This window comes from Streptomyces sp. RLA012, assembly GCF_056270325.1.
Window position 1 is genome coordinate 8,350,992 of record NZ_JBWDPA010000002.1, and the last position, 17,760, is coordinate 8,368,751.

21 protein-coding genes are annotated in these 17,760 nt (G+C 71.8%); 16 read left to right on the forward strand and 5 right to left on the reverse strand.

Annotated features, from left to right (window positions below; translation table 11 throughout):
• Window positions 1-133: 133 nt before the first annotated feature.
• A complete protein-coding gene (locus RV986_RS38300) occupies window positions 134-958 on the forward strand; it encodes an ABC transporter permease (protein ID WP_475921766.1) in 825 nt (274 codons plus the stop codon).
• 34 nt (window positions 959-992) lie between these two features.
• On the forward strand, window positions 993-1,658 hold the full coding sequence (locus RV986_RS38305) for an AAA family ATPase (RefSeq protein WP_475921767.1): 666 nt from the start codon (window positions 993-995) through the stop codon (window positions 1,656-1,658).
• Between the two features lie 387 nt (window positions 1,659-2,045).
• Here the strand turns inward: RV986_RS38305 and ybaK are convergent, their stop codons facing one another.
• The 4 genes from ybaK to RV986_RS38325 all read right to left on the reverse strand — a co-directional run bounded on the left by ybaK (window position 2,046) and on the right by RV986_RS38325 (window position 6,087).
• The gene (ybaK, locus tag RV986_RS38310; RefSeq protein WP_475921768.1) at window positions 2,046-2,549 is read right to left on the reverse strand and encodes a Cys-tRNA(Pro) deacylase; all 504 of its coding nucleotides are present in this window, start codon (window positions 2,547-2,549) and stop codon (window positions 2,046-2,048) included.
• A 13-nt stretch (window positions 2,550-2,562) separates the two neighbouring features.
• Window positions 2,563-3,303, reverse strand: a complete 741-nt coding sequence (locus tag RV986_RS38315) for an LON peptidase substrate-binding domain-containing protein (protein WP_475921769.1) — start codon at window positions 3,301-3,303, stop codon at window positions 2,563-2,565.
• A gap of 11 nt (window positions 3,304-3,314) precedes the next feature.
• A complete protein-coding gene (locus RV986_RS38320) occupies window positions 3,315-4,334 on the reverse strand; it encodes a hypothetical protein (protein WP_475924583.1) in 1,020 nt (339 codons plus the stop codon).
• Window positions 4,335-4,506: 172 nt separating this feature from the next.
• A complete protein-coding gene (locus RV986_RS38325; RefSeq protein WP_475921770.1) occupies window positions 4,507-6,087 on the reverse strand; it encodes an oxidoreductase in 1,581 nt (526 codons plus the stop codon).
• A 174-nt stretch (window positions 6,088-6,261) separates the two neighbouring features.
• Here RV986_RS38325 and hisD point away from each other — a divergent pair, with 174 nt between their 5' ends.
• From hisD to hisF, 8 genes are read left to right on the forward strand one after another with little or no spacing between them, the layout of a single operon-like run.
• Window positions 6,262-7,584, forward strand: coding sequence for a histidinol dehydrogenase (gene hisD / locus RV986_RS38330; RefSeq protein ID WP_475921771.1), 1,323 nt, complete (start codon window positions 6,262-6,264; stop codon window positions 7,582-7,584).
• A complete protein-coding gene (locus tag RV986_RS38335) occupies window positions 7,581-8,720 on the forward strand; it encodes a histidinol-phosphate transaminase (RefSeq protein WP_475921772.1) in 1,140 nt (379 codons plus the stop codon). Before hisD ends, RV986_RS38335 begins: the two co-directional genes overlap by 4 nt.
• Complete coding sequence (hisB, locus tag RV986_RS38340; protein WP_475921773.1) at window positions 8,717-9,310, forward strand: imidazoleglycerol-phosphate dehydratase HisB; 594 nt, start codon at window positions 8,717-8,719, stop codon at window positions 9,308-9,310. The genes RV986_RS38335 and hisB overlap by 4 nt, the downstream gene beginning before the upstream one ends.
• A 4-nt stretch (window positions 9,311-9,314) precedes the next feature.
• A complete protein-coding gene (locus tag RV986_RS38345; RefSeq protein WP_475921774.1) occupies window positions 9,315-9,479 on the forward strand; it encodes a hypothetical protein in 165 nt (54 codons plus the stop codon).
• Entirely contained in the window at window positions 9,470-10,117 is a 648-nt protein-coding gene (hisH, locus tag RV986_RS38350) for an imidazole glycerol phosphate synthase subunit HisH (protein WP_475921775.1), read from the forward strand. Before RV986_RS38345 ends, hisH begins: the two co-directional genes overlap by 10 nt.
• Window positions 10,114-10,839, forward strand: coding sequence for a bifunctional 1-(5-phosphoribosyl)-5-((5-phosphoribosylamino)methylideneamino)imidazole-4-carboxamide isomerase/phosphoribosylanthranilate isomerase PriA (gene priA / locus RV986_RS38355; RefSeq protein ID WP_475921776.1), 726 nt, complete (start codon window positions 10,114-10,116; stop codon window positions 10,837-10,839). The genes hisH and priA overlap by 4 nt, the downstream gene beginning before the upstream one ends.
• A complete protein-coding gene (locus tag RV986_RS38360) occupies window positions 10,836-11,249 on the forward strand; it encodes a RidA family protein (RefSeq protein WP_475921777.1) in 414 nt (137 codons plus the stop codon). The genes priA and RV986_RS38360 overlap by 4 nt, the downstream gene beginning before the upstream one ends.
• The gene (hisF, locus tag RV986_RS38365) at window positions 11,246-12,001 is read left to right on the forward strand and encodes an imidazole glycerol phosphate synthase subunit HisF (RefSeq protein ID WP_475921778.1); all 756 of its coding nucleotides are present in this window, start codon (window positions 11,246-11,248) and stop codon (window positions 11,999-12,001) included. The genes RV986_RS38360 and hisF overlap by 4 nt, the downstream gene beginning before the upstream one ends.
• Before the next feature lie 325 nt (window positions 12,002-12,326).
• On the opposite strand, the gene RV986_RS38370 is transcribed toward hisF, so the two are convergent.
• Entirely contained in the window at window positions 12,327-12,962 is a 636-nt protein-coding gene (locus tag RV986_RS38370) for a TIGR03085 family metal-binding protein (protein ID WP_475921779.1), read from the reverse strand.
• 121 nt (window positions 12,963-13,083) lie between these two features.
• Here RV986_RS38370 and hisI point away from each other — a divergent pair, with 121 nt between their 5' ends.
• The 6 genes from hisI (at window position 13,084) to trpC (ending at window position 17,758) form a co-directional block, all read left to right on the forward strand.
• On the forward strand, window positions 13,084-13,527 hold the full coding sequence (hisI, locus tag RV986_RS38375; RefSeq protein WP_475921780.1) for a phosphoribosyl-AMP cyclohydrolase: 444 nt from the start codon (window positions 13,084-13,086) through the stop codon (window positions 13,525-13,527).
• 11 nt (window positions 13,528-13,538) lie between these two features.
• Window positions 13,539-15,017 (forward strand): anthranilate synthase component I, encoded by a 1,479-nt coding sequence (locus tag RV986_RS38380; RefSeq protein WP_475921781.1) that lies wholly within the window; start codon window positions 13,539-13,541, stop codon window positions 15,015-15,017.
• A gap of 52 nt (window positions 15,018-15,069) precedes the next feature.
• The gene (locus RV986_RS38385) at window positions 15,070-15,723 is read left to right on the forward strand and encodes a TIGR02234 family membrane protein (protein WP_475921782.1); all 654 of its coding nucleotides are present in this window, start codon (window positions 15,070-15,072) and stop codon (window positions 15,721-15,723) included.
• Window positions 15,724-15,909: 186 nt separating this feature from the next.
• A complete protein-coding gene (locus RV986_RS38390; RefSeq protein WP_475921783.1) occupies window positions 15,910-16,158 on the forward strand; it encodes an HGxxPAAW family protein in 249 nt (82 codons plus the stop codon).
• Window positions 16,159-16,260: 102 nt separating this feature from the next.
• The gene (locus RV986_RS38395; protein WP_475921784.1) at window positions 16,261-16,776 is read left to right on the forward strand and encodes a DUF2752 domain-containing protein; all 516 of its coding nucleotides are present in this window, start codon (window positions 16,261-16,263) and stop codon (window positions 16,774-16,776) included.
• 172 nt (window positions 16,777-16,948) lie between these two features.
• Window positions 16,949-17,758, forward strand: a complete 810-nt coding sequence (gene trpC, locus RV986_RS38400) for an indole-3-glycerol phosphate synthase TrpC (protein WP_475921785.1) — start codon at window positions 16,949-16,951, stop codon at window positions 17,756-17,758.
• The last annotated feature ends 2 nt before the right edge of the window (window positions 17,759-17,760 follow it).

The following is a 17,760-nucleotide window of genomic DNA, read 5'->3' on the forward strand; positions in this document are numbered from 1 at the left end:
GGGGCCCGGAATCCGTAGGGGAGTCTGTACGGACGGGGACGCGGACGGGCGTGGTGGGCCGGGCGAACGGCGTGGCCCACGGTGTGCGCAACAGGAACAGCACGGCTGCCGAAGTGCAGAGGAGCAGCTCGACATGAGTGTCGTACCCGCTGAGGTGCTGACGGGCGGCAGCGCGCTGTCCGTTGCCGAGGAGTTCGAGGACGCGGTGGAGCTCGGGCCGCGGGCGCGGTTCGCGCCCGCGCTCGCCGCCGTGTACCGGGCTCAGCTCTCCCGGGCGCGGGTGGCGCGGATTCCGCTGCTGTTCGTGGCCACGGTGCAGTCCGTCGGGATCATGGTCATGATGCGGGGCGTGGTGGACGGCGGGGGCGAGGCCCGTTCCATCGTGGCCGGGGCGTCGGTCCTGGTGGTCGCCTTCGTCGGGCTCAACCTCCTCGCGCAGTACTTCGGACACCTGCGGGCCGACGGCGGGCTCGACCACTACGCGACCCTGCCCGTGCCGCCGTCCGCCGTCGTGCTGGGCGCCGCGGGCGCGTACGCGTCCTTCACCGTGCCCGGGACCCTTGTCACCGCCGTCTTCGGCTGTGTGCTCTTCGGGCTGCCGATGGCCCACCTGTGGGTGCTCGCCGCGGTGATCCCGCTCGCGGGGGCCGCGCTCGCCGGGCTCGGGGCGGCGCTCGGGCTGCTCGCGCCGCGGCCCGAACTCGCCACGCTGCTGGGACAGCTCGGGATGTCGGCGGCGCTGCTGCTCGGGGTGCTGCCGGCGGACCGGCTGCCGACGGTGGTGCAGTACGCCCGTGATCTGCTGCCCTCCACGTACGGGGTCGAGGCTTTCGCGCGCAGCTTCGGGGCGCACCCGGACTGGGCCTTCGTCCTCGGTGACCTCGCGGTCTGCGCGGGCGTCGGGGTGGCCTCGCTGGCCGTGGCGACCTGGGCGTACCGTCGGGCGGCCGTCCGGTGACGCGGCTGACAGCCACGCCTGGCACGATGGCAGGGTGACCGCACCGCTGACGCCGCCTCCGCCGCCGCATCAACCGCCCTCCGACGACGCCGACGCCTGGCAGGCACCGCCCGCCGGTGGCGCCGCGGGGAGCGTCGGGTACGAACAGGACGGGCCCGGGATGAAGACGGAAGTGCGGGAGGCCGCCGTCGTGACGGTGGCGGTGGCGATCGCGGGTGTGCTGCTCGGGGTGCTGTGGTCGTGGCTGGCGCCGCATGTGCCGTTGGTCGCGGACGACAGCGCGGTGTATCTGAAGGACACCGAGGGGGAGCAGGCCATCGGGGTCGACGGGACGTTCACGCTGCTGGCGCTCGGGTTCGGGGCGGTCTGTGCGGTGGTGGTGTTTCTGGTGCGGCGGCGTGGGGGTGTGCCGCTGGTCGTGGCGCTGGGGGTCGGGGGTGTGCTCGGGTCGTTGCTCGCCTGGCGGGTCGGGATCTGGCTCGGGCCCACGCAGAACGTGGTCGCCCATGCCAAGGCCGTGGGCAAGGGGGTGACCTTCTCCGCGCCGTTGAAGCTGGGGGCGAAGGGGGCGTTGTTGGCGTGGTCCCTGGCGGGGCTGGTGGTTCATCTTGGGCTGACCGCGTTGTTCGGGCCCCGGGATCCGGATCCCTATGCGAGTCCGTACGCGGCTGCGGCCCCGCCGGAGCCTCCGGCGGTCTGAGCGGGAGCCTCCGGCGGTCTGAGCGGGGGGCTCCGGCGGGGCCGGGCGGGTTTTCTCGCCCCCGCCGCCCCTACCCGACCCATCCCGAACCTGGGGGCTCCGCCCCCAGACCCCCGGTGGTCGGGTTTTGGCTGCGGGTGGGTGGGGGTTGGTCGCGCAGTTCCTCGCGCCCCTCGGGTCGGGGCTTCGCCCCTTGACCTGCGGTGGTCGGGTTTTGGCTGCGGGTGGGTGGGGGCTGGTCGCGCAGTTCCTCGCGCCCCTTCGGGCTGGGTCAGGCCGGGCGGTGGCCGTGGTTGGAGCGGCCTTTTTTGGTGCGCCACTTGCGTTTGCGGGTTTTCTTCGACATGCCTTTTGTGCTTAGCCGAGGACGGGGCACCCGTCGAGGGGTCACGCACGGGCGACCGGGGCGGACACCGCTTCCGTGAGTGTCGCCAAGTCGTCGGGGGCGAGCTCCACCTCCAGGCCGCGGCGCCCCGCCGAGACACAGATCGTGGTGTGCAGGTGGGCGGACTCGTCCAGGACCGTGCGGAGTTTCCTGCGCTGGCCCAAGGGGGAGATGCCGCCACGGACATAGCCCGTGGTGCGTTCGGCGGCGGCCGGGTCGGCCATGGCGGCGCGCTTGCCGCCCACCGCCGTGGCCAGGGCCTTCAGGTCCAGGGAGCCGGCCACGGGGACCACCGCGACCACCAGGGCGCCGTCCACGTCCGCCACCAGCGTCTTGAAGACCCGGTCCGGCGAGACGCCCATCGCCTCGGCGGCCTCCTCGCCGTAGGAGGGGTGGGCGGGGTCGTGCTCGTACGCGTGGACCGTGTACGTGACGCCCGCCGCCGTCAGGGCCACCGTCGCGGGCGTGCCCCCGGACTGCTGCTGCTTCTTCGACTTCTTCGCCAAGGTGCCGATGCCTTCAGTTGAGACTGGTCGGGCCGCGCGTCAGTTCGGACGCCGGCAACGACGGCAGATTACGGATGATCGCGGTCTCGGCGCGCAGGAGTTTCAGCTCCTCGCGCAGGCGCGTGGCCGTGTCGGTGGCCTGGAGCAGCTTCTGCTTCGCGGGGATGTCGAGCATCACGGCGGCTGCCACCAGGTAGGAGACCACCGCCGGGTCGTCGGGGAGGTCCGCGCCGGTGGCAAGCGAGCGTTCGCGGGCGCCCGCCAGCCGCTTCTGGTACTGGCGGAAGGCCCGCAGGACCCCCTCGGCAAGCGCGCCCGCCTCGTCGCCCGGCTGCTCCGGCAGCTCCTCCAGTTCGGCCGTCAGGAAGGCACCGGAGGCGTCCACCGACAGGAGCCGTACCCGTGTCGTGCCGGTGGCGAGGACCTCGAAGCTGCCGTCGGGGCGCTCCCGGATGGTGGCGGCGTCGGCGACACAGCCCACCTCGTGGAAGGCCTTGAGCGGGTCGTCGCCGAAACCGGCCGCGGGACCGCGCTGCGGCACCGCCGTCTGGTCCGGCAAGCCGTGCGAGGAGGGCGCGACCTCGTGGCCGTCGCGGATGGCGACGACGGCGAACCGGCGCGGTTCGTCCTCGGGGGTCTTGAGCAACTCGCGCATCATGGCGCGATAGCGCTCCTCGAAGATGTTCAGAGGAAGCACGAGCCCCGGGAACAGAACCGAGTTCAGCGGGAAGAGTGGGAGCCGGACGGTGGTCACGACGCGAAAGCCTAGTCGTCGGCGGAGGGGGCACGTCCGCCGTGCTCACTCCGTGGATGCAGGGGCATGCCCGCGGCGACCTCCAGGCGGACTCCGTCGCGCAGTTCCAGGAACTGGCCCAGCGGGTCGTCGGAGACCCGGTCCCAGGGGAACGAGGTCGCGTACGGGCCGATCAGGCGGAGCTGGTCGAGGGCGTCCTGCCAGCGCTCCAGCCTGATCAGGACGTAGGTGAGGAGGTTGCGGACCTCGGCGGGCCACGGGTCGGCGGCCGCGTAGGTCGCCGAGACCGCGATCGCGAGGTCGGCCGCCGTGTCGAGCCGCTCGCGCGGTACCACCGCCCGGCCGGTCTCGGTCAGATAGGCGAAGGCCGCGCGGACCGGCAGCGCCTGGACCAGCGAACCGGGCAGCGCGTCCTGTGCCGCCCGCTCGGCGAAGTCGAAGCACTCGCGGTGCGAGCCGTACCAGGCGGCCGACAGGTACTTCAGGGCGGCCACATGGCAGCCGTAGTGGTGCGGGGAGCGGCGTACGGCCTCGCCCCACAGCTTCTCGAACTCGGTGTGCCCGGCGTTGGTGCCACGGGCGTGGTCGAGCGCGATCCGCCAGGGCACCGGGTCGCGCGGGTCGCCCTCGGCGGCGGCGCCGATCAGCGGGCCGACCTCGCGCAGCAGTTCCGCGCGGGCGGGGGAGTCCCACCAGCGGCGCACCGCGAGCTCGGCCTTGACGAGCAGGGCGTCCGGGTCGTGCGGGGACTCGTTCTGCCAGGCCTGGAGCCACTCGTCGCGGGAGCGCGCGAAGGCCGCCAGACGCATCGCGTACCGGTCGCGGTTCTCCCACTCGGCGGCCTCGCGGGTGGTGGCGAGCAGTTTGGCGGCGGCGTCGTACTCGCCGCGGCCCGCCGCGACGAGGGCCGGGCCGAGCCGTTCGTCCGGGGCGTCCAGCAGTACCTCGTCGTCGGCGGGCAGTCCGGCGGCGAGGCGCGAAGTGTTCCTGGCCATCCGAGCCGTACGGATGAGCGCGCGCAGCAGTGCCATGGTGTCGACCATTGAAAACCGCAGGTCGGAGCTGTACCAGAGGGTGGGCGGTGACACTTTCGTAACCCTCGTTTGGTTGTACGTTGATCAGTCAAGGGTGAGTAAAAAGTGACTGTTGTTCTACTATTGAACCACTGTCAACAGAGTGGTCGGCCGGTCCCCTGCGAGCCCCTCAGCTGCGGCGCAGCAGTCGTGTCGCCCCCGCCGCCACCGTCGTCGCCAGGATCCAGCCGAGGAGGATCACCACCGCGGCCAGCCACTGCCAGCCGCCGCGCAGCTGCCAGACACCCACCTGACCCAGGTCGATCACCGGCAGCAGCAGGTCCAGGGCGAACAGGGCGGCGTTCCACGGCGGATGCCGGTCGCTGTCGACCGGCGGATGGCTCGCGTGCGAGAAGGCGATCGAGGTCGCCGCCCACAGCACCGCCATCCACAGGGCGGCCCGGCCGGGCCGGTATCCGTAGGCGACCGTCCAGTCCTGCGCGTACCCCCACAGCTTGGCCGCGAACGGCAGGGTCTCGCGGCGGCGGCGCTGCTTGGCGAGCAGCACCTCGCGGGCGTCCTCGTCCTCGCCGGAGTCGCGCAGCACGGTGGCGAGGCGTTCGTACGGCTCCGGGCTGTACTCGGCGGTCGCCGCCATCACCCACTCCAGCCGCCGGGTCAGCGGGAACGCGCCCTGCGGCACCAGGTTCTCGTAGCTGAAGCCGCCCATGTGCAGATTGCCCGGGCCCGGCCAGCTGTCCGCCCGGTCGACGAGATTGACGATCCGCGCGCCCGACAGGATCACCTTGCCCCGCTCGGGAGGCTCCCCGAGGAAACGCAGCTCCGGCGTCTGGACGCGCAGCAGCGACAGCTCCTGGTCGTCCTCGAAGGTGAAACGGGCCCGCTCGAAGTCGACCGCGTCCCCGAACCGCCCGTCGTCGAGGCGGATCCCGCCCCGGCACTCGAAGCGCTGCACCAGCGTCCCGCGCGCCGGGGTGGTGCCGCCGGTCAGCAGTGGATTGCCGAGGCCCGCGGGGGTCATGTAGAGCGTGCGGTTGACGGTCAGCTGGGGGGCGTTCAGAGCGAGCCGCGAGTACGGGTTGTTCAGCTTGCTGCCGCGCAGGCTGAGCGAGACGCCGACGGTGGCGCCGCGCAGGCTCAGCTCGCCGTGCGACTCCAGCATCTCGGCCTGCAGGTCCTGCCCCACGGTCATGCCGTCGCCGGTGAGCGAACGGCCGCGCCGGTCCCGGTAGACCACGGCCTGGTTGAGCAGCAGATCCGTACCGATGTGCGCGTCGGTCAGCCGCACCCCGTTGTGGAAGCGGCAGCGCGGCAGATGCAGATCCCCCTCGGTGTGCACCCGGGCCGCCTCCAGGCGCGGCACCGAGCAGTTGACCAGGCGCACGGTCGTGAAGCGGGCCTCCGGGAACAGGATCTCCTTCTCGAACCGGCAGCCCTTCAGCTCGACGTACGGCACCACCGTGCCGCCCGCCAGGTCGAGGACGTCGGTGATCAGCACGCCGGTCAGCTTCAGGGAGGCGACCCGGCCCTGGAGGGCGGGCGGCCCGTCGAGCAGCAGCCACGCCACGATCCGCGCCCGGACACTGCGCTCGGGCCCCCAGGGGTGACCGCCGTGCGGATCGTCCACGGTCATGTCCCCGCTGCGCAGGTCGTACACGCTGCCGTTGCGGAAGGCCTGCCACATCCCGGCCTCGGCGGCGGTCAACTCGTCCGGCAGGTCCCCGGTGCGGATGCCGGCACCCTCGGTCACGGCACGTCCCTTCCTCCCCAACTACTCGCGGGTTTCGTACAGCCGTTCATGCCCGCTGTGTGACGGGTCGAACGCTACTGGTGACGGGGATCTTCAGGGGGAGTCCGGGACGGCTTGTATCAGCCATTGATACAGGCGTCCGGCGCCTTGTCGCCGTCTGAGAGAATTGACGCCGTGATCTCCCGAATCGATCTGCGCGGCGACGCCCTCCCCGAGGGTTCCGCCCTGCGCGACCTGCTGCCCCGAGCCGACTTCGACGTACAGGCCGCACTGGAGAAGGTGCGTCCGATCTGCGAGGCCGTGCATCATCGGGGGGACGCGGCGCTGATCGACTACGCGGAGAAGTTCGACGGGGTACGGCTGGAGTCCGTACGGGTCCCGGCCCGGGCCCTCACCGAGGCCCTGGAGCAGCTCGACCCGGCCGTGCGCGCGGCCCTGGAGGAGTCCGTCCGCCGCGCCCGCCTGGTCCACCGCGAGCAGCGCCGCACCACGCACACCACGCAGGTCGCGCCCGGCGGCTCGGTCACCGAGAAGTGGGTGCCGGTGGAGCGCGTGGGGCTGTACGCGCCCGGTGGCCGGTCCGTGTATCCGTCGACCGTGGTCATGAACGTGGTCCCGGCGCAGGAGGCGGGCGTCGAGTCGATCGCCCTCGCGTCCCCGGCGCAATCGGAGTTCGGCGGTCTGCCGCACCCGACGATCCTCGCCGCCTGCGCGCTGCTCGGCGTCGACGAGGTGTACGCGGCCGGTGGCGCGACCGCCGTCGCGATGTTCGCGTACGGCACCGAGTCCTGCGCCCCCACGAACATGGTCATGGGTCCCGGCAACATCTGGGTCGCCGCCGCCAAGCGCTACTTCGCGGGCAAGATCGGCATCGACACCGAGGCCGGTCCGACCGAGATCGCGATCCTCGCGGACGAGACCGCCGACCCGGCGCACGTGGCCTCCGACCTGATCAGCCAGGCCGAGCACGACCCGCTGGCCGCCGCCGTCCTCGTCACGGACTCCGTCGAGCTGGCCGGGGCGGTCGAGAAGGAGCTGGAGGCGCAGGTCGCGGCCACCAAGCACATCGAGGACCGGATCGTCCCGGCGCTCAGCGGCCGGCAGTCGGCGATCGTGCTGGTCGACGGCGTCGACGAGGGTCTGCGGGTGGTGGACGCGTACGGCGCCGAGCACCTGGAGATCCAGACGGCGGACGCGGCCGCCGTCGCGGACCGGGTGAAGAACGCGGGAGCGATCTTCGTCGGTCCCTGGGCGCCGGTGTCGCTGGGCGACTACTGCGCGGGCTCCAACCACGTCCTGCCCACCGGCGGCTGCGCCTGCCACTCCTCGGGGCTGAGCGTCCAGTCCTTCCTGCGCGGGATCCACGTCGTGGACTACACGCGCGACGCCCTCGCCGAGGTGGCGCGCCACGTGGTGACGCTCGCGGAGGCGGAGGACCTGCCGGCCCACGGGGCGGCGATCAAGGCAAGGTTCGGTTGGAAGGTGCCCGGCAAGTGACCTTTGGAATCGACGATCTTCCCGTACGGGACGAGCTGCGCGGCAAGTCCCCCTACGGCGCGCCCCAACTCGACGTGCCCGTACGGCTGAACACCAACGAGAACCCGTACCCGCTGCCCGAACCCCTCGTCGAGCGGATCGCCGAGCGGGTCCGCGAGGCCGCGCGGACCCTCAACCGCTACCCCGACCGGGACGCGGTGGAGCTGCGCACCGAGCTGGCCAAGTACCTGACGAGGACCGGCGGTCACCAGGTCGGCATCGAGAACGTCTGGGCGGCCAACGGCTCGAACGAGGTCATCCAGCAGCTGTTGCAGACCTTCGGCGGCCCCGGCCGTACGGCGATCGGCTTCGAGCCCTCGTACTCGATGCACGCGCTCATCGCGCGCGGCACCGGCACGGCCTGGATCTCGGGTCCCCGGAGCGAGGACTTCACGATCGACCGGGCCGCCGCCGAGCGGGCCGTCACCGAGAGCCGCCCGGACGTCGTCTTCATCACCACCCCCAACAACCCCACGGGCAACGCGGTGCCGCCCGAGACGGTTCTCGGGCTGTACGAGGCCGCGCAGGCCGCCAGGCCGTCGATGGTCGTGGTCGACGAGGCGTACATCGAGTTCAGCCACGGCGACTCGCTGCTGCCGCTGATCGAAGGTCGGCCGAATCTCGTCGTCTCGCGGACGATGTCGAAGGCGTTCGGCGCGGCCGGACTGCGCCTCGGCTACCTCGCCGCGCACCCCGCCGTCGTGGACGCGGTCCAGCTCGTACGGCTGCCGTACCACCTGTCGGCCGTCGCGCAGGCCACGGCCCTGGCCGCCCTGGAGCACACCGACACCCTGCTCGGGTACGTGGAGCAGCTGAAGGCCGAGCGGGACCGGCTGGTCACCGAACTGCGCGCGATCGGGTACGAAGTGATCGAGTCCGACGCGAACTTCGTCCAGTTCGGGCGATTCGAGGACTCCCACACGGCCTGGCAGAAGATCCTCGACCAGGGCGTCCTGGTCCGGGACAACGGTGTACCGGGATGGCTGCGGGTCTCCGCGGGCACCCCGGCCGAGAACGACGCGTTCCTGGACGCGGTCCGTGAGTTGCCGAGTCGTGTGGGGGACACCCCCAGACCCCCGAAGGAGCAGAGCGCATGAGCCGCGTCGGAAGAGTGGAACGGGTGACCAAGGAGACCTCCGTCCTCGTCGAGATAGACCTCGACGGGTCCGGCACGGTCGACGTGTCGACGGGCGTCGGTTTCTACGACCACATGCTCGACCAGCTCGGCCGGCACGGTCTGTTCGACCTGACCGTGAAGACCGAGGGCGACCTGCACATCGACTCGCACCACACCATCGAGGACAGCGCCCTCGCGCTGGGCGCCGCCTTCAAGCAGGCGCTCGGCGACAAGGTGGGGATCTACCGGTTCGGCAACTGCACGGTCCCGCTGGACGAGTCGCTCGCCCAGGTGACCGTCGACCTGTCGGGCCGCCCCTACCTCGTGCACACCGAGCCCGAGAACATGGCGCCCATGATCGGCGCGTACGACACGACGATGACCCGGCACATCCTGGAGTCCTTCGTCGCCCAGGCCCAGATCGCGCTGCACGTGCACGTGCCCTACGGGCGCAACGCGCACCACATCGTGGAGTGCCAGTTCAAGGCGCTGGCCCGTGCCCTGCGCTACGCCTCCGAACGCGACCCGCGCGCCGCGGGCATCCTCCCCTCCACGAAGGGCGCGCTGTAAAGCCATGACAGGCCTCAACACCATCCTGATCGTCGTCGGGCTCTTCCTCCTGGGCGGTGTCTACTCCTTCGTCAAGCAGAAGATGCCCGCGAGCCTCATCGTGCTGCTCTCCTTCGGCGCCGCGATGTGTCTGGTCGCGGGCGTCATGAGGCTGGAGGTGTGGAATTGAGCGATTCGAAGAAGGTCGTCGTCTTCGACTACGGCTTCGGGAACGTGCGCTCCGCCGAGCGTGCCCTCGCGCGCGCGGGAGCCGAGGTCGAGATCACGCGTGACTACGACACGGCGATGAACGCGGACGGGCTGCTGGTGCCCGGCGTCGGCGCCTTCGCCGCCTGCATGAAGGGCCTGAAGGACGCCCGCGGCGACTGGATCATCGATCGCCGGCTGTCCGGTGGCCGACCGGTGATGGGCATCTGTGTCGGCATGCAGATCCTGTTCGCGCGGGGCATCGAGCACGGCACGGAGGCCGAGGGCCTCGACGAATGGCCCGGCACGGTCGAGCCGCTGCAGGCCGACATCGTGCCCCACATGGGCTGGAACACGGTCGAGGCGCCGGCCGGCTCGCGGCTCTTCGCGGGGCTCGACGCCGACGCGCGCTTCTACTTCGTGCACTCGTACGCCGTCCACGACTGGTCCCTGGACGTCACGAACCCGGCGATGCGCGCCCCCCTGGTCACCTGGTCGACGCACGGCAAGCCCTTCGTGGCGGCCGTCGAGAACGGCGCCCTGTGGGCCACGCAGTTCCACCCCGAGAAGTCCGGCGACGCCGGAGCCCAGCTCCTCACCAACTGGATCGGAACACTGTGAGCAAGCTCGAACTCCTTCCCGCCGTCGACGTCCGCGACGGCCAGGCCGTCCGCCTCGTGCACGGCGAGTCCGGGACCGAAACTTCTTACGGCTCCCCCCTTGAGGCCGCCCTCGCCTGGCAGAGCTCGGGCGCCGAGTGGCTGCACCTCGTCGACCTGGACGCCGCCTTCGGCACCGGCGACAACCGCAAGCTGATCGCCGAGGTCACCGGCGCCATGGACATCAAGGTCGAGCTGTCCGGCGGCATCCGCGACGACGAGACCCTGGCCGCCGCCCTCGCCACCGGCTGCACCCGAGTCAACCTCGGCACCGCCGCCCTGGAGACCCCCGCATGGGTCGCCGAGGTCATCGGCAGGCACGGCGACCGGATCGCGGTCGGTCTCGACGTCCGCGGTACGACCCTGCGCGGCCGCGGCTGGACCCGCGACGGCGGCGACCTCTACGAGACGCTGGAGCGCCTCGACTCCGAGGGCTGCGCGCGGTACGTCGTCACGGACATCGCGAAGGACGGCACGCTGCAGGGCCCGAACCTGGAGCTGCTGAAGAACGTGTGCGCCTCGACGGACCGCCCGGTGGTCGCCTCCGGTGGCGTCTCGTCCCTGGACGACCTGCGCGCCATCGCCGAACTGGTTCCGCTGGGCGTCGAGGGCTCCATCGTCGGCAAGGCGCTGTACGCCAAGGCGTTCACGCTGGAAGAGGCATTGGAGGCGGTGGCCCGGTGAGCGACGTACGACGCGTCTCGACCGGCGCACCCTGGGAGGACGTCTTCGGCTACTCCCGCGCGGTCGAACTGGCCAACGGCCTGGTGCTGGTCGCCGGCTGCACCTCCGTGATCGACGGAGCGATCGTCGACGGCGATCCGTACGAGCAGGCGATCAACTCCTTCAACGTCGCGTTCGCCGCGCTGAAGCAGCTCGGCCTCGGCCGTGACGACGTCGTCCGTACGCGCATGTACCTCACCCATGCCCGGGACGTGGAGGAGGTCGGACGCGCCCACAAGGAGCTGTTCGACACCGTCCGCCCCGCCGCGTCGATGATCATCGTCTCCGGCTTCGTGGATCCGCGACTGGTCGTCGAGGTCGAGGTGGAGGCGTTCCGCCCCGGCGGAGAACCGGGAGCGTCCGCAGCATGACCCTCGCCGTACGAGTCATCCCCTGCCTGGACGTGGACAACGGCCGGGTCGTCAAGGGTGTCAACTTCCAGAACCTGCGCGACGCGGGCGACCCCGTCGAGATGGCCAAGGTGTACGACGCCGAGGGCGCCGACGAGCTGACGTTCCTGGACATCACCGCCTCCTCCGGCAACCGCGAGACCACCTACGACGTGGTGCGCCGCACGGCCGAGCAGGTCTTCATCCCGCTCACCGTGGGCGGCGGCGTGCGCACCGCCGAGGACGTCGACAGGCTGCTGCGGGCGGGTGCCGACAAGGTCGGGGTCAATACGGCCGCGATCGCCCGGCCCGATCTCATCCGGGAGATCGCGGAGCGGTTCGGGCGCCAGGTGCTGGTCCTGTCGGTGGACGCGCGCCGCACGGAGAGCGGGTCCTTCGAGGTCACCACGCACGGCGGGCGCAAGGGCACCGGCATCGACGCCGTCGAATGGGCGCACCGGGCCGCCGAGCTGGGCGCGGGCGAGATCCTGCTCAACTCGATGGACGCGGACGGCACGAAGGACGGCTACGACATCGAGATGATCGAGGCCGTCCGGAAGCACGTCACCGTGCCGCTCATCGCCAGCGGCGGTGCGGGCCGGCTGGCCGACTTCCCGCCCGCCGTCGCCGCGGGCGCCGACGCGGTGCTCGCCGCGTCGGTCTTCCACTTCGGGGATCTGCGGATCGGCCAGGTGAAGGAGACCCTGCGGGGCGCGGGGCATCCCGTTCGCTGACGTCGACGCACGCCACCGAGCCCCGGCCGACGGCTTGAGTTCCAGTGGCCGGGGCTCAGCCGATCCCCGCCGCGGGGGCTCCGGGACGCCCCCGCAGCAGGAGTCTCGGAGACGCCCCCGCAGCGGGAGTCCCGGGGACGCCCCGGACGGGAGGCCACGCCCCTGGGCGGCCGTCGGTTCGACGGGACCGAGAACGACTCGCGCCGCTCGCCGACCGGTTCGGCCGCGGAAGGCCGTCGACGGCAGCGACACCACGCGCCGCCCGGCCGCCCTCGCGGTCGGCGCGTCCCTCGGCAGCCCCGGCTTCGTCGGCGGCCCCGTTGGATCAGAGGCCCAGCTGCTTCGTCTCGTGCAGCTTTGCGATCGCTTCCTTGTCGCCCTCCAGCTCCACATCGGCCGCCTGCTGCCGCCCGAGTGCGAACATCAGCAGTTCCGAGGGCTCGCCGGTCGCCGTCACGACCGGCGTGCCCCGGTGGGCGACCGCCGTCTGCCCGTCCGGGCGGCGCAGCACCAGGCCGGTCGGGGCGCCCCGGCCGGCGAGGCGCGCCGTGCGCTCCAGCCGGGACCAGAGAGCGTCCTGGAAGACCGGGTCCAGCGCGCGCGGCGTCCAGTCCGGCCGAGCCCGCCGTACGTCCTCGGTGTGGACGTAGAACTCGACCGTGTTCGAGGCCTCGTCGATCTGCTTCAGGGAGAAGGGCGAGAAGCGCGGTGGACCGGTACGGATCAGCTGGATCAGCTCCTCGTACGGCTTCTCGGCGAACTCCGCCTGCACCCGCTCCAGACGTGGCGCGAGCTGCTTGATCAGGAGCCCGCCCGCGGCGTCCGCGCGGCGCTCGCGCACCACCACGTGCGCGGCGAGATCACGGGTGTTCCAGCCCTCGCACAGGGTCGGGGCGTCCGGGCCCTCGGCCTCCAACAGGTCGGCGAGGAGAAGTCGTTCACGCTTGGCATGGGTCGACATGTCTGCAAGCCTACGACCGCCCCAGGAGTCCGCACAGTGGACAAGGGCGGGCGGGGGGGGCCACGGTCCGGCCTGTGGACAACCGGCGGGCGTGTCCCACCGGCGCGGCACAATGGTCGGCATGACCAGCACGCCTCCACCCGGCAACCCCGGCAACCCCGGCAGCCCCAGCGGCCTGGATCCCGAGATCGCCGCGCGCCTCAAGCGCGGCGCCGACGGGCTCGTCCCCGCCATCGCCCAGCAGTACGACACCGGTGAGGTGCTGATGCTCGGCTGGATGGACGACGAGGCGCTGCACCGCACGCTCACCACGGGCCGCTGCACGTACTGGTCGCGCAGCCGCCAGGAGTACTGGGTGAAGGGCGACACCTCCGGCCACTTCCAGTGGGTGAAGTCCGTGGCCCTGGACTGCGACGCCGACACGGTCCTGGTCCGGGTCGACCAGGTGGGCGCCGCCTGTCACACGGGCGCCCGCACCTGCTTCGACGAGGACGTGCTCCTCAAGGAAACGGCCTCCGCGGACACCCACGGCGCCGATTCCGGCGTACCGGCACTGGATCAGTAAGGTCAGCCGCCATGGACCTCGAGACGTTCCGCAAGCTGGCCACCGACCGCCGTGTCATCCCCGTCAGCCGCAAGCTCCTCGCCGACGGCGACACGCCGGTCGCGCTCTACCGCAAGCTGGCCGCCGAGCGCCCCGGCACCTTCCTGCTGGAGTCCGCCGAGAACGGCCGCTCCTGGTCCAGGTACTCCTTCGTCGGCGTCCGCAGTCAGGCCACCCTCACCGAGCGCGACGGACAGGCCCACTGGCTCGGCACGCCGCCCGTGGGGGTCCCGGTCGACGGCGACCCGCTGGCCGCCCTGCGCGCCACCATCGAGGCCCTGCACACGCCCCACGGAGAGGGCCTGCCCCCGTTCACCGGCGGCATGGTCGGTTATCTCGGCTACGACATCGTGCGCCGCCTGGAGAAGATCGGCCCCGGCGAGCGCGACGACCTGAAACTGCCCGAGCTGACCATGCTGCTCACCAGCGACCTCGCGGTCATGGACCACTGGGAGGGCTCGGTCCAGCTGATCGCCAACGCGATCAACCACAACGACCTCGACACGGGCGTCGACGAGGCCTACGCGGACGCGGTCGCCCGCCTCGACGCCATGGAGGCCGACCTCTCGCGCGCGATCTCCCAGCCACCCGTCGCGCTCCCGCCCTCCGAGCTGCCCGAGTACACCGCTCTGTGGGGCGGCCCGGACTTCCAGGACGCCGTCGAGGACATCAAGGAGCGCATCCGGGCGGGCGAGGCCTTCCAGGTCGTCCCCTCCCAGCGCTTCGAGACGCCCTGCACGGCCGGCGCGCTGGACGTCTACCGCGTGCTCCGGGCGACCAACCCGTCGCCGTACATGTACCTCTTCCGTTTCGACGGCTTCGATGTCGTCGGCTCGTCCCCGGAGGCCCTGGTCAAGGTCGAGGACGGGCAGGCGATGGTGCACCCCATCGCGGGCACCCGGCCGCGCGGCGCCACCGTCCAGGAGGACCAGGCCCTCGCCGAGGAGCTGCTCGCCGACCCCAAGGAGCGCGCCGAGCACCTGATGCTCGTCGACCTGGGACGCAACGACCTCGGAAGGGTCTGCGAGCCCGGCTCCGTCGAGGTCGTCGACTTCATGTCCGTCGAGCGGTACTCGCACGTGATGCACATCGTCTCGACCGTCACCGGGCGGGTCGCGGCGGGCCGTACGGCCTTCGACGTCCTCACGGCCTGCTTCCCGGCCGGCACCCTCTCCGGAGCGCCCAAGCCGCGCGCGATGCAGATCATCGACGAACTGGAGCCGTCCAGGAGGGGCTTGTACGGCGGCTGCGTCGGCTATCTCGACTTCGCGGGCGACTCCGACACCGCCATCGCCATCCGTACGGCGCTGCTGCGCGACGGCACCGCGTACGTCCAGGCGGGCGCCGGAATCGTCGCCGACTCGAACCCCGTCGCCGAGGACGACGAATGCCGCAACAAGGCGGCCGCAGTCCTGCGCGCGGTGCACACGGCCAACCGGCTCGGGAAATAGGACAAGTCTCACGTGAACCCCGGGTGACGGTTCGCCCGGGGTTCAGGCGATAGTGGACTACGTGACAGCTGTACCTCACCCCCGATCCGAAGCCGCCGGACCCGCTCGGTCCGCCCGCCGCAGCCTCGCCGTCGCCCTGTGCAGCGGCGCCCTCGGCGCGGCCGTGGCGCTGCTCTCCACCCGGCAGAGCTGGTCGGAGGGGACCGCGACAGTGGCCGGCGGCGCCTTCCCGCTGACCGCCAAGGGCAGTGACGTCACGGGCGTGCCCGCGGCGCTCGCCATAGTGGGCCTCGCCGCGCTCGTCGCCGTCTTCGCCGTCCGCAGCTCCGGGCGCTTCCTGGTCTCCGCGCTGCTCGCGCTCTCCGGCGCGGGCACGGTCGTCGCGGCGGTGCTCGGCGCGAGCGACAGCTCCGCCCTCGACGAGAAGGCCGCCGCGGCCTCCGGCGACACCGCCGCCACCGCGCACGCCCTCAGCCACACCGCCTGGCCGTATGTCGCCGCGGTGGGCGGGGCGCTCATCCTGCTCGCGGGCCTGCTCGCGCTGCGCTACGGACGGCTGTGGCCCGCGATGTCCGGCCGCTACGAGCGCGACGGGACACCCCGGCCGCGCAAGGCCAGACCCGTCGACCCGGACCGGCCCGAGGACATCTGGAAGGCCCTCGACCGGGGCGAGGACCCGACGGGACCGAACCCCGCCGGGACCTAGGACCCGGACCGGCCGACGCGGACGGGGCCCCAGGGCCCGGGACCTTGGTCCTGAGGTGCCGTGGGCGACGCGCGAGGGGCCACCCCCCGCTCAGAACATGCGTCCGCGTACGGGACAATGGACGGTGAGCGTCCGACTCATCCACGCAATCGACTCACACACGCAAACAGCAACGAGGAGCAAGTCATGGCGGGCAGCAGCCACGGTCACACCCCGGCCGCCTGGACCGGTGTCATCATCGCTTTCATCGGTTTCTGCGTCGCGGGTGCCTTCATGGTGATGGCGAACCCGCTGGGCTTCTGGGCCGGCATGGTCATCGTCGTTCTCGGCGGTGTGGTCGGCACGGCCATGCGCGCGGCGGGCATGGGCCAGCCGAAGAAGACCGCGACGGTGCCCGGGCACCCGATCCGCGAGGCCGTGGGCGCCGAGAGCTGACCCCGTACAGCTCCGTATAGCTCGATGAGAGGCGGCCCCGACACGATGTCGGGGCCGCCTCGGCACGTCCGCGGGGCGCGGTCCAGGTGGGGGAGGGGCAGAATGCGTGGCGTGAACAGCGAAACCCAGAGGGTGACACGGCGCGATTCCGGCCCCTCCGTGGCCGGTGCGGAGGCAGGCGCCGAAGCAGGCGTCGACGCGGTCGGCGTCGCCGGTGAAGGTGCCGTGCTGCGGCGGCTCGCCGTCCCCGCCGGTGTGCTCGCGGCCGTCCTCGGCGCCTTCGCGTACGTCGGAACCGTCGACCCCAACCAACCCGGGCACTACCCCGTCTGCCCGCTGCTGCGCTACACGGGCCTGTACTGCCCCGGCTGCGGCGGTCTGCGCGGCGCGCACGCCCTCGTGCACGGGGACTTCGCGACGGCGCTCACGGACAACGCGCTCGCCGTCGTCGGATACCTGGTTCTCGGGGTGGTGTGGATCGTGTGGGTGGTCCGCTCGGTGCGCGGACGGCCGCTGCGGATCGACCTGGGGCCGGTGCACCTGTGGAGCGTCGGCGCTTTGCTGCTGGTCTTCACGGTTGTCCGGAACTTGCCCTTCGGTGGCTGGCTACACCCTTGAAATGACAAATGTCCAGGTAGTGGGACCGGCGTCAACCGGATGTGAGGCCTAGCCCTTCCTCCGGATACCATCGGAGTGACCCCTCTCGACCGCCGGGAAGGCGGCCCGGGGTCACCGGCTCAACCGCTTCAACCGCCTCAACCGTTCACCGTCAGGGAAGGGGGCCGCTCGCGTGAGTGTGCTCGACGAGATCATCGACGGAGTCCGTGCCGACCTCGCGGAACGGCAGGCGCGCGTCAGCCTCGACGAGCTGAAGGAGCGCGCGGCGAAGGCTCCGGCTGCCAAGGACGGCGTGGCCGCACTGCGCGGCGACGGCGTCAAGGTCATCTGTGAGGTCAAGCGCTCCAGCCCGTCCAAGGGCGCCCTCGCCGCCATCGCGGACCCCGCCGGCCTGGCCGCGGACTACGAGGCGGGCGGCGCGGCCGTCATCTCGGTCCTCACCGAGGAGCGGCGCTTCGGCGGTTCGCTGGCCGACCTGGAGGCCGTCCGCGCCAGGGTCGACATCCCGGTGCTCCGCAAGGACTTCATCGTCACGTCGTACCAGCTGTGGGAGGCCCGTGCGTACGGCGCCGACCTCGCGCTGCTGATCGTGGCCGCCCTCGACCAGCCCGCTCTGGAGTCCCTCATCGAGCGCGCCGAGTCCATCGGACTCACGCCGCTCGTCGAGGTGCACGACGAGGAAGAGGCCGAGCGGGCGGTGGACGCCGGAGCGAAGGTCATCGGCGTCAACGCACGCAACCTGAAGACCCTGAAGGTGGACCGCTCCACCTTCGAGCGGGTCGCTCCCGAGATCCCGGCCGGCCTCGTCAAGGTCGCCGAGTCCGGTGTCCGCGGGCCGCACGACCTGATCGCGTACGCCAACGCCGGCGCCGACGCGGTCCTGGTGGGCGAGTCCCTCGTCACCGGCCGCGACCCGAAGACGGCGGTCGCCGACCTCGTAGCGGCCGGGGCCCACCCAGCGCTGCGCCACGGACGGAGCTGACA

Excerpts from the sequence above, each read along its gene's own strand:
- RV986_RS38380 (WP_475921781.1), top strand. The coding sequence starts at position 13,539 with ATGGACCTCGAGACGTTCCGCAAGCTGGCCACCGACCGCCGTGTCATC.
- RV986_RS38370 (WP_475921779.1), bottom strand. The coding sequence starts at position 12,962 with ATGTCGACCCATGCCAAGCGTGAACGACTTCTCCTCGCCGACCTGTTG.
- RV986_RS38390 (WP_475921783.1), top strand. The coding sequence starts at position 15,910 with ATGGCGGGCAGCAGCCACGGTCACACCCCGGCCGCCTGGACCGGTGTC.
- RV986_RS38395 (WP_475921784.1), top strand. The coding sequence starts at position 16,261 with ATGCGTGGCGTGAACAGCGAAACCCAGAGGGTGACACGGCGCGATTCC.
- RV986_RS38345 (WP_475921774.1), top strand. The coding sequence starts at position 9,315 with ATGACAGGCCTCAACACCATCCTGATCGTCGTCGGGCTCTTCCTCCTG.
- hisB (WP_475921773.1), top strand. The coding sequence starts at position 8,717 with ATGAGCCGCGTCGGAAGAGTGGAACGGGTGACCAAGGAGACCTCCGTC.
- hisF (WP_475921778.1), top strand. The coding sequence starts at position 11,246 with ATGACCCTCGCCGTACGAGTCATCCCCTGCCTGGACGTGGACAACGGC.
- hisI (WP_475921780.1), top strand. The coding sequence starts at position 13,084 with ATGACCAGCACGCCTCCACCCGGCAACCCCGGCAACCCCGGCAGCCCC.
- RV986_RS38300 (WP_475921766.1), top strand. The coding sequence starts at position 134 with ATGAGTGTCGTACCCGCTGAGGTGCTGACGGGCGGCAGCGCGCTGTCC.
- RV986_RS38320 (WP_475924583.1), bottom strand. The coding sequence starts at position 4,334 with ATGGCACTGCTGCGCGCGCTCATCCGTACGGCTCGGATGGCCAGGAAC.